The sequence below is a fragment of the Thermodesulfobium sp. genome, assembly GCF_053498235.1.
In genome coordinates this window covers 1-9,993 of sequence record NZ_JBRCUV010000018.1, presented here as the reverse complement: position 1 = coordinate 9,993, position 9,993 = coordinate 1, and the positions used below count along the sequence as shown (strand labels likewise).

Annotated in this window: 11 protein-coding genes and 1 pseudogene; 8 read left to right on the top strand and 4 right to left on the bottom strand. The window is 31.4% G+C overall.

Annotated elements, in window-relative coordinates; all coding sequences use genetic code 11:
- The first annotated feature begins 295 nt into the window (after positions 1-295).
- From ACWIUX_RS02200 to ACWIUX_RS02185, 4 genes are all read left to right on the top strand, one after another.
- Positions 296-931, top strand: coding sequence for a hypothetical protein (locus ACWIUX_RS02200; protein WP_448589089.1), 636 nt, complete (start codon positions 296-298; stop codon positions 929-931).
- 259 nt (positions 932-1,190) lie between these two features.
- The gene (locus tag ACWIUX_RS02195; protein WP_448589088.1) at positions 1,191-1,550 is read left to right on the top strand and encodes a hypothetical protein; all 360 of its coding nucleotides are present in this window, start codon (positions 1,191-1,193) and stop codon (positions 1,548-1,550) included.
- 23 nt (positions 1,551-1,573) lie between these two features.
- The gene (gene amrS, locus ACWIUX_RS02190) at positions 1,574-2,593 is read left to right on the top strand and encodes an AmmeMemoRadiSam system radical SAM enzyme (RefSeq protein WP_448589087.1); all 1,020 of its coding nucleotides are present in this window, start codon (positions 1,574-1,576) and stop codon (positions 2,591-2,593) included.
- Entirely contained in the window at positions 2,586-3,233 is a 648-nt protein-coding gene (locus ACWIUX_RS02185; RefSeq protein WP_448589086.1) for a phosphoribosyltransferase, read from the top strand. Before amrS ends, ACWIUX_RS02185 begins: the two co-directional genes overlap by 8 nt.
- Here the strand turns inward: ACWIUX_RS02185 and lnt are convergent.
- Positions 3,198-4,697, bottom strand: coding sequence for an apolipoprotein N-acyltransferase (lnt, locus tag ACWIUX_RS02180; RefSeq protein ID WP_448589085.1), 1,500 nt, complete (start codon positions 4,695-4,697; stop codon positions 3,198-3,200). The two genes, ACWIUX_RS02185 and lnt, sit on opposite strands and share 36 nt — an antisense overlap.
- Between lnt and ACWIUX_RS02175 the strand changes: the two genes are divergently transcribed.
- From ACWIUX_RS02175 to ACWIUX_RS02160, 4 genes are read left to right on the top strand one after another with little or no spacing between them, the layout of a single operon-like run.
- Positions 4,657-5,781 carry a PIN domain-containing protein gene (locus ACWIUX_RS02175; RefSeq protein ID WP_448589084.1) on the top strand — a complete coding sequence of 375 codons (1,125 nt, stop codon included), beginning with the start codon at positions 4,657-4,659 and terminating at the stop codon, positions 5,779-5,781. The genes lnt and ACWIUX_RS02175 overlap by 41 nt on opposite strands.
- On the top strand, positions 5,778-6,983 hold the full coding sequence (gene ispD / locus ACWIUX_RS02170) for a 2-C-methyl-D-erythritol 4-phosphate cytidylyltransferase (RefSeq protein ID WP_448589083.1): 1,206 nt from the start codon (positions 5,778-5,780) through the stop codon (positions 6,981-6,983). Before ACWIUX_RS02175 ends, ispD begins: the two co-directional genes overlap by 4 nt.
- Before the next feature lie 2 nt (positions 6,984-6,985).
- Positions 6,986-7,480 carry a hypothetical protein gene (locus ACWIUX_RS02165; RefSeq protein WP_448589082.1) on the top strand — a complete coding sequence of 165 codons (495 nt, stop codon included), beginning with the start codon at positions 6,986-6,988 and terminating at the stop codon, positions 7,478-7,480.
- Positions 7,458-8,081, top strand: a complete 624-nt coding sequence (locus ACWIUX_RS02160) for a coenzyme F420-0:L-glutamate ligase (RefSeq protein ID WP_448589081.1) — start codon at positions 7,458-7,460, stop codon at positions 8,079-8,081. The genes ACWIUX_RS02165 and ACWIUX_RS02160 overlap by 23 nt, the downstream gene beginning before the upstream one ends.
- A 4-nt stretch (positions 8,082-8,085) precedes the next feature.
- On the opposite strand, the gene ACWIUX_RS02155 is transcribed toward ACWIUX_RS02160, so the two are convergent.
- The 3 genes and pseudogenes from ACWIUX_RS02155 to ACWIUX_RS02145 form a co-directional block, all read right to left on the bottom strand.
- Positions 8,086-8,853 carry a tRNA (adenine-N1)-methyltransferase gene (locus ACWIUX_RS02155; RefSeq protein WP_448589080.1) on the bottom strand — a complete coding sequence of 256 codons (768 nt, stop codon included), beginning with the start codon at positions 8,851-8,853 and terminating at the stop codon, positions 8,086-8,088.
- 9 nt (positions 8,854-8,862) lie between these two features.
- Positions 8,863-9,663, bottom strand: a complete 801-nt coding sequence (locus ACWIUX_RS02150) for an ATP-binding protein (protein WP_448589090.1) — start codon at positions 9,661-9,663, stop codon at positions 8,863-8,865.
- 21 nt (positions 9,664-9,684) lie between these two features.
- Positions 9,685-9,753 (bottom strand): annotated as a pseudogene (locus ACWIUX_RS02145) (hypothetical protein); the annotation flags it as partial.
- Between the last annotated feature and the right edge of the window lie 240 nt (positions 9,754-9,993).

The following is a 9,993-nucleotide window of genomic DNA, read 5'->3' as shown; positions in this document are numbered from 1 at the left end:
ATCTTTGTTGGGTGAAGATTTTAATGAATTAGTTTCCGAATTTTTTAATTTTAGTGAAAAGAAAAAAGAATACTTTTGGAAAGAATGACTTAAAAATAAAGTTGTATCTAGTGATGAACGAATACGCAATTTATTCGAAGGAGATTTTAAGAAATTTGAAAATCTTTGTATTGAACAAAGAGAAAAAACTAAATTAACCGCTGCTGATGTTTTTAATTTTCTACTAAAGAAAGATTTTCTGCGACCAGGTCTAGAACTTATTTGTAATTACTGTAAACTTCGTAATTGGATATCTTTGCAGGAAATAGATGACATATGGAGATGTAATTATTGTGGAGGTGATAATAAAACTAGTTTACAGTTAAAAGATGAGGGCGATTGGAAATTCAGAAAAAGCGGGCTTTTTGCAAAAGACAATAATCAAGAAGGGGCTATCCCCGTTATTTTGACTCTATTAGTTTTTTTGAGAATTTTTGATTCTTCAATAAAACTTACTTATTCTCCATTTGTTTATTCTACATCATTAAACTTAACCAGCGAAAATAGATCTTGTGAGATTGATTTTTGTATTTTACAATTTCAAGAAGGAGGTAAAATCCAATTAGGCATAGGAGAGTGTAAAAGCGAAGGTGGTCTTATTGATCAAAAAGATGTTGATAACCTCAAATTTGTCTGGAATAAAATTAAGAATCTGAATATTGATTGTTATCTTGTTTTTTCGAAGACTGCAGAAAAATTTAAACAATCAGAAATTGATTTATTCAAAAAAGTGAAAGAAGAAAACATTCCAATTATTTTATTGACGAATAAAGAAATGGAACCTTATTATCCATATCGGGAAATTCCAGAAGTTGATAATTTGCCAGAAAAATATGCGCGTGACATGACAGACATGAATAGAAATTCTATATATTTGTACTTAAGAGATTGAACCTATAGAGTCGTTGGCTTCTGAAGAAATTTTGGCAAAACTAAGGAGCGGGTGGGCAAAAAGAAAGTGGGTTTGAGTGTTGTTCCCCACGAGGAATTTTTGTCTGTACTTCGTCCAGTAATTGCGATCATGTTTTAATCCAGTTTCACTATAAGCGATATGCTCAAAGTACTATCAAAATATTGTTGAGCTATAATAATTATAGAGATATTTGTGTTAGAATAAACTTATATTCAAAATAAGAAAGGTGGGGTTATCTGTGATGAGAACCTACATTTTATTTTTTATCTTTTTCACATTAACTGCGTTTATTTTTTCCGGACTTTCCTATTCAAAAGGAATGCCGAATGTGCCAAATCAAAATAATCTTGAAAAATTTGAAGACAATCATGGTCAAAAAATTAAGGAAATAAATATTCAAAAAAATCAGGAAAAAAAAGAGATACAAAATGAATTTAAAAACGAAATCCAGGAAAAAAACGAAATTAAAAATAATAGTGGATCAGAAACCGATATGACGAATGCTGAAAATGAGGCAAATCAACTAAAGCAAGAGAAACAGGAGGTTAACAAGTATTACACTGAAGAGCTTAAAGCGAATGGCAAAGAAAATAAATAATAAGTCTAAATTTATTTTGTAAAATGAACGTACACGATGCTATCTTATATGCACATCTGCAAAATAATAAAGTAAGGTGTCTTGTTTGCCCGAGATTGTGCACTTTATATGAGGGAGAAACGGGTTATTGTGGAGTAAGAAAAAATATATCTGGAGAACTAAAAACTTTAATCTATTCTCTAGTTTCTTCTGCTGCCGTAGATCCGATAGAAAAAAAACCACTTTTTCACTTTTTTCCTGGTAGCAGGGTTTTCTCTGTTGGTACTTTTGGGTGTAATTTCAGATGCTTAGGGTGTCAAAATTGGCAGATAGCTTGTTCTCAACCCACTGGTGGAGAAGATATATCTCCTGAGTATCTTCTGGAATTAGCGAAAAGATATTCATGTAGGGGTGTAGCCTGGACTTACAATGAGCCAACTATCTGGATAGAATACGTGTTGGATTCTGCAAAGATAATTAAAAAGAGTGGACTTTATACCGTAATGGTTACCAATGGATATATTACTTTGAAGGCACTTGATTTAATAGCACCTTATATTGATGCTTACAGGGTAGATCTGAAAGGTATAAGAGGTAAATACTATCGTGAAGCTGCGAATGTAGATGACATTAAGCCTATTTTATTAGCTATAAAAACTGCTAAATATAAATACAATTGTCATGTTGAGATAGTTACAAATGTAGTTCCTGGATACAACGACTCTTCTGAAGAGATAACTGAAACTGCCAGTTGGATTAAAAACGAATTGGGTCCTGATACGCCATGGCATATTACCAGATTTTTTCCTCAATATGAGCTTTTAAGCTTAGTTCCTACTCCTATAGAGAAATTAAATGAAGCTTATAGGATAGCGAAGGAAATTGGTTTAAATTTTGTTTACACTGGCAATCTAGTAGGAGGTAGGGAAAATACTTATTGCCCAGTATGCGGCGAGCTCTTAATAGAAAGGAACGGATATGAAATATTGAGAAATGAGCTTAAAAGCGATAAATGTCCAAAATGTGGGGCAAAAATTAATATAAAGGGAATAAATTATGTTTAAAGATAGACTTGAGGCTGCAAAGCTACTTTCTAAAAAGATAAAAGAAACTTTGGGTGATATGAAAGACGTTATAGTTCTAGCAATACCAAGAGGTGGCATAATTGTAGGGGCTGAAGTTGCCAGGTTTTTTGGATGGGATCTGGACATTACAATACCCAGAAAATTAGGTGCACCTGGAAATCCTGAGCTTGCTGTAGGGGCTATAGGTGAACATGGTGGCTTGGTGATAAACGACAGAGCATATAAACTTTTAGGGATTGATAAGGATTATCTTGATAAGGTAATAGAAAAGGAAAAGAAAGAGATTGAAAGAAGAAGTAGCCTTTATAGGACAAAAAGATTTGATTATAAAGGCAAAAATCTTATTATAGTTGACGATGGAATAGCTACAGGATCTACTGTTATTGCAAGCATTAGAGGGCTAAGAACTTTTGAACCAAAATCAATTGTGGTGGCTGTGCCTGTATTGCCTTATGAGACCATTGACTTGATTAAAAAGGAAGCTGATATTCTTATCTATCTGATGGCGCCGAAAGAATTTTGGGCTGTGGGGCAGTTTTATGCCGATTTTGGAGAAGTGAAGGATGAAGAAGTAGTAAGAATTCTAAAGGAATTTTCTAAGGATATTAAAGATAGCTAACGTCAAGATAATTGTTGATAGAAGTATTATAAATTTATCTTCTTTTGATGCGATTTCTGAATAGAGAGTTTCGGTTTTTTTAATATTGAAGTTATCAAATAAAATTCCTACCTTGTCTGCTGGAAGTATTTTTATAATGTCTCCATTGGAGCTAATAAAGGCAGAGGGGCCAGTATTTGCTGCCCTGATTATTGGAACGCCAAACTCAATAGCCCTAAATCTGGATACGTTTAGGTGCTCTATAGGTTCATAGGTATTTTTAAACCAACCATCATTAGACGCAACTATTAACAGATTTATGTGATTATCCTTTAATTTTCTATATATTAACGGTGGCAGTGTGTCCTCGAAGCATATCAAAAATCCTATGTGAAGGTCTTTATATTTGAATGGTTTAGAAGTTTTGCCTTTCTCAAAATCTCCTAGCTGCGGCAAGAATTTGTCTAAAAAGCTAAAATTTTTCGGTATTGGATTAAACTCTCCGAAGGGTACAAGGTGTTCTTTTTTGTACACTACTTTGCTTTCTTCTTTATTTAGATAGTATATAGAGTTGTAATATAAATTGTTTTTACAATAAATTGAGCCGACAAAGGAGGTTTGATCCGGAGATATTATCTTATTTTCGTTTAAGCACGTTCTAAATATTACTTCTGGGGTTACTACTATACTATCAGGATAACTTTTAGCTAAATTAAATAAATTTATATACTGTTTATTAATAAGATTTTCATAGTTTTCTTCGTATTGAAAAATCGGCCTAAAATTTCCTTGTAAAATAGTAAATTTTTGTTTGAAGCTATTGGTGTTATTTACAGATATAGAATTTATTAGCGTACCTATAAAGATTAAAATAGATAAAAAGTAAAGAGCCTTTAAAATATTTTTTTTATCTGAAAAAAGCATATTTATATAAAATGTTAAAAAAGTCAGTCCTGTTACTCCAATGAGCTTTGCTATATACATAAATGGGGTATCTATTAAAAAATATCCAGGACTTTCTAGCCCAAAGGCATATGTTCCAGAATTTCTTAAAATTTCTGCAAGCGTCAAAAAAAGTGGCAAAGAAATAGTGTATAATTTCTTAGGTACATTTTTCTCGATTTTTTTCCAGATTAAGATTGGTAAAAACCAGAAAAAAGATAAGTATAAAGACATTAGAATAACAATATGTAATCCGAATATTGATAACCAAATAATGCTTATAAAAAAATACAAAAAGATATTAAAATATAGGAGAAATAAATTTTTCTTATCTGGTTTTAAGTTTCTTATGATATAAAAGAGGGGTGATAAAAAAAAGAAAATTAACATATTGCTTCCAAAGTATTTTTGGCTAAAAATGGCAAAGATTATTGTTAAGATAGATAAAAGCCACAAGTAGTTATTTTTTTTTGTTACATCAATTAAAGAGGAGGTGAGCCTTATGAATTTAAGGTTAGGATGGTCAGCTTTTTGTTCTCTCATATTTTTTATTATAGGATATTCTATAGTAAAGATGTCGCTTTTTGATTTTCTTTTTCCGTGGCAAGAAAAATCTATAGGAACTTTGTCTTTTTATTTAATTCCATTTTTTTTTGCTTTTATAGGTTTTTTTCTTGCCTTCATATTTTGGGATAGACTTTTTAATTATTTGAAATTTTTTCTAAACCGGATTACCTCTTTTTCTCTATTTGATATTTTTATACCAGTTCTTGGATTAGTATTAGGTTTAATTATTTCTTTGCTCATCACTTGGCCTCTTTCTTTTTTGCCATTGGTTGGAATAATAAAATTAGTTCCACTTTTATTCAATTTTGTTCTTGGATTTCTAGGAGTTTATTTAGCGTTAAAGAAAAAGAAGGATATAGAAAATACCTTTAGGTTTTTTTCCAAATTTTATCAAAGAGCATCTTCTTTAATTCAAGGTATGAGCGATAGGCAACATATGCTAAAAGAAGATGGTCACGTTGGTATTGCTTCTAAAATAATTGATACAAGTGTAATAATTGATGGTAGAATTCAAGATATATGGAGAACAGGATTTTTAGAGGGTAGAATAATTATACCTTCCTTTGTAATAAAAGAAGTTCAACAGCTATCTGATTCTAGCGATCCTATGAAAAGAGCAAGGGGAAAAAGGGCTTTGGAAATTTTGAACTCTTTTAAAGAAGAGGCAAAAAATTCTATTGTCATTGATGAAATAGATTATAAGGGATTAAACGGGGTAGACGAAAAACTTATAAAATACGCACAGGGTATTCCAAATTCAAGCATTATTACAAACGATTATAATCTAAATCAGGTTGCGTCATTAATGAATATAAAGGTTTTGAATATAAACGATCTTGCAAATGCGGTGAAGGCTGTTGTGCTTCCAGGCGAGGAAATTTCTATTCAAATAGTTAGAGAGGGCAAGACTCCAGGTCAAGGGGTTGGATATTTAGATGACGGAACAATGGTTGTAGTTGAAGATGGGAAAAGCTATATAAATTCGCAAGTAAATATTACGATTACAAGTGTATTACAAACATCATCTGGAAGAATTGTATTTGGGAGAATTTTGTCTTGAGCGTTTGGTCTGTAATAGTAGCAGCAGGTAAAGGTGAAAGATTTGGATCTTACAAGCCTCTTTTAAAAATTGGCGATAGATATATGCTTGAATATTCTGTGGAAACAATTTCAAACAATAAGAGAATTGAAGGAATTGTAGTAGTATGTTTGTCTAGTTATATTCAAACAATTAGAGAACTTTTAAAAAAATATGAGAAAGTTAAATATGTTATCCCTGGGGGACAATTTAGACAGGATAGCGTAAGAAAAGGAGTTTTAAAGGTTCCTGAAAATATTGAGTTTGTTATGGTTCACGATGCTGCAAGACCTTTTGTAAGCGAAGATATTATAGAAAGAGCTATAAACGCTGCAATGGAAAAAGGTTCTTGTGTAGTTTGTCTTGGTGTAAATGATACTGTAAAAAGGGTAGAAAATAATTTAATAAAGGAAACTCTTGATAGAAATTCTATTTTTTTAGCACAAACGCCTCAAATTTTTAGAAGGCAGGATTTAATCTGTGCTTTTGAAAATGCAACTGCAAAGCGGCTTGTATTTACTGACGAGTCTTCATTAATGGAATTTCAGGGTTTTTACCCTTATATGATACCGGGAGATAAAACTAATATAAAAATCACATATCCGGATGATCTCTTATTAGCAAAGAGTTTTTTGAAAGAAAGTCTAGATCTTGGATTATCCGAAAAAGAGAATTATGAAGATAGTAAAGCTAAGAGAGAAAGGAATTATTTTATTGGCATAGGAGAAGATATTCATTCTTTTGACAAAGAAAGACCACTATATTTAGGTGGAGTTCTAATACCCTTTGATAAAGGTTTAAAGGGGCATTCTGATGCTGATGTGTTACTTCACGCTCTAATTGATGCGTTGTTGGGCGCAGCTGGAATGGATGACATTGGAACTTTATTTCCAGATACGGATCCAAAGTATCAGGGTATTTCGAGTTTGACTCTATTGCACAACGTCTCAACGATTATTTATAGTAAAGGCTTTAAAATTCAAAATATAGATATGGTAGTTTTTGCTGAGAAGCCTAAAATAAGGCCATATAAAGCTGAGATAATTTCTGTTATTTCAAATGTTTTAAGTATTGATAAAACGAAAATAAATCTCAAGGGGAAAACAGCTGAAGGCTTAGGATTTGTAGGAAAAGAAGAAGGTATATACGCTAAAGCTGTAGTTCTTTTGACAAAAGAGGGATAAAGATGACAATATTTTGCTTTGTTCTAGCTCTGCTAATAATTTTAACTATCATTTTTTTTGTGGTATTAGAAATTAAATTTCGCAAAAATCCTGAAACCTCTATACAATTGAATTACAACTGTGGTCAAATAGATCTTTTTAAAGATGACAGGTATTATTATCTGCCATTTTCAATTGACAATGTGTCAGAGGTTGTAGCTATTATTCATGATGTAAGTTGTATTTTATTAGAACCAAAGGTAAAAATCTTAGATGTGGTTTCAGTTGGATATCCTCAAGAGAATTATTTTAAGACCTCTCTAGTTCATCCGAAAAGCGGGATACCTATAATAGTTTTGCTTCCAAAAGAGGACTTGAAAAATAACGGAAAATTACAGATCCAAATAAAATATTCTGGTAGAAGGAATATGTCACTACATTTATCAAAGTTTCACTTCAACTTTTCTAACGACACTTTAAGAGGAGCAGTGGTTTATGAAAAAGCGTATACCAATTAAAACTCATCTTCTTGGGCCAGAAGATGATATTGTTGAGGTTATAAAGAAATATTGTAAAGATAAGATAGATAAAGATACGATCGTAGTAATTGCAGAGAGCCCCTTGGCGATAACACAGGGTCGTTTCTATTATCCAGATTACATTAAAATAGGTTATTTTGCTAAAAGGTTATGCTTATTTTTTCCCCAGATTGGAAGTCTTGCATCTCCATTTGCAATGCAGCTTCTAATAAATGAAGTAGGTTTGTTGAGAGTTCTAGCGTCTTTCGTAATTGGTTCAGTTTTTAAGGTGTTTGGTAAAAAGGGAATGTTTTATAAATTATGTGGCAAACAATCAGCTTTGATAGATGATACAGCTGGTACCATTCAACCATATGACAAGGTAATTGTAATGGGTCCAAAGGATCCGGATAAAACTGCAGAAGAAATAAGCGAATCACTAGGTGGCGTGAAAGTTGCTATTGTGGATGCAAATGATCTTGGAGTAGCGTGGACTGTTGGTTGTTCAAAGGGCGTGGACTCAAAGGAAATTGAGAATATTATGAAAGATAACCCTGCCGGAAATGCAGATGAGCAAACTCCTATAGTATTGCTGAAGTAGAATTTTATTTTATTTTTCTTGCAAAAATAAGGTAACCAGTATGTCCTGTCATAATATCTTCAGGTCTAAGCCTATTTGGATTTATTTTATACTTTCTGTGAAAAATTTCTACTATTTCGTCTACTAAGAAGTTACTTGCTTCAAGTTCATTTATTGATTGGTTTATCTGATTGGTGGTTGGCACAATTAATCCAAAATTTCCACCATTTTTTAACGCAATGTATACCTTTTCAAAATAAAACCATGGTTCTTTTAAATCCAAAAAAAAGGCATCGAAAAAGTTTTTATAATTTGAGTTTCCGAAATCTTCGTTTATAAAGGTAATATTTTGAAGTTTACTAAATTTTTCAATATTTTTTTTAGCGTTATTTAAAAAATCTAAATTCTTTTCAAAAGTAACTACCTTTCCTTTTTCTGATACAAGTTCTGAAAAGATTAATGTTAAAGATCCAGAACCCGTTCCCGCTTCACCTACAACTTTACCGCTTCTAACATCAAGTTTTAAAACTATATAACCAGCCTCTTTTGGATATACTATTTGAGTGTGTCTTTTTATTCCATACATTATATAATCATGTATGGATGGTCTAAAAATATAGTATTTTAAACCATCTGAAGCTGTCAGGGTGCTTCCTTCTTCTGAATTTAACACATCTTCAGGACAAATATGTCCTCCTTGAAGTTGTATTGTCTGTTTATTGTCAAATTGGAATATCTTTTTAAAACCCTTTTTGTTTACTACTTCTAAAATCTCATTGTCATTAATATCCATTTTTCACCCTTAATATTTTGATTTTATTCTACACAGAAAACAAAGATCATCGTTGTAAGTTTGATAGTGACATATTCTACATTCTTTCAACTCTTCGCTAGATTTACTAAATAGCATTCCTTTTATGTTTTCAATGTATTGCAAATAAAAGAAAGCCTTAGTTCCTGGCATATAAGCCTCAATTTCGCTTAAAATTTTCTTGTAGAATATCGATTTTGCATGTTTTGAGTATGGGCAACTTTCTTCTATATAATCAATTTTTGATATTTCAGCGAATAATTTCATTTCTTCATCAGTTATACGAATCAAAGGTTTTACTTTCTTAGGCATAAATTTGTTACTTTCTAGAACAGGATTTTGTTTTTCCAAGTACTCAGTATGCCAGTGCAATATATTTCCAAGTAAAAATGCTGTTTCATCGTCTAGATTATGACCAGTAGATATTATATTGTAAGAATTCTTATTTGCATAGGTAGAAAGTATGTATCGTTTTACTTTACCGCAAAAAGAACAAATTGGTTTTTTATATATTTTTAGGGCTTTGAAAAAATCTATTTCTAAATATTTGTTTGCTTCAATAATTATTGGTTCATCGTTTAATTTTAAAGCACAACTTTTAACCTTTTCTAATGATTTTTCTGAGTATTCTTTAAAGGGCATTATTATATGAAGTGCTTTTACGCTGAATCCAAGTTCTTTTAAGATTAGCCACAGTCCTAAGCTGTCCTTACCTCCTGAAACAGCAAGGAGAATGTTATCATTTTTTTTAAACATATTAAAATGTTTTATAACTCTTTCTGTTTGATGCAATATATGTTCCTTAAAGTGTTTTTCGCATAGCTTAAGGTTATGTCGTTTGAGGTTTATTACAGCATTTTCTTTGCAGATTGAGCACTTCATATGATTTTGTTTTTTTATGATAAGCCTCCCTACTACAGGCAAATTTTATTACTTTATACATCATTTTAACAGTATTTAAAAGATATTAAAAAACGATGTGAGGAGTAACGTACAGAATTTTCTGTAAAAGTGAAATGATTATCAATAATGAAATATGAAATGTCATCGTCCACTGATAGAATATAGTTAACACACACCAAAACTATTGGAGGTGGACGATGACTAAATATAATATTACAT